The sequence below is a fragment of the Rhizobium sp. FG96 genome, from assembly GCF_057808655.1.
Window position 1 is genome coordinate 1 of the sequence record NZ_JBMDIL010000045.1, and the last position, 408, is coordinate 408.

Annotated in this window: 1 pseudogene; it reads left to right on the forward strand. The window is 63.7% G+C overall.

The window, feature by feature from the left end:
• A pseudogene (locus ACODR6_RS32115) lies at positions 1 to 408 on the forward strand (amino acid ABC transporter permease); the annotation flags it as partial.

Here is a 408-nt window from a genome sequence, read left to right on the forward strand (position 1 = left end):
TCATCTTCTTCTGGTATTCCGGCGTTCTCGCCGTGCTGCCGCAGCCGCGCGAATCTCTGCACCTGCCCTTCAGCATGTTCCTGAACAACCGCGGCCTCGCCTTCCCGAAGCCGATGTTCGAGGCGGGCATGTTTCTGGTGCTCGCCGCCCTCGTCATCGGCATCATCGCGACCGTGATCACGGCGCGCTGGGCGCACAAGCGTCAGGCCGCGACCGGCAAGCAGTTTCACACGATCTGGGTATCGATCGCGCTGATCGCCGGCCTGCCGATCCTCGCATTCCTGGTGACCGGCCTGCCGATCTCCTTCGACGTGCCCGTGGCCGGCAAGTTCAACCTGACCGGCGGTTCCGTCGTCGGCCCGGAATTCATGTCGCTGTTTTTGGCATTGTCCTTCTACACCGCCGCCT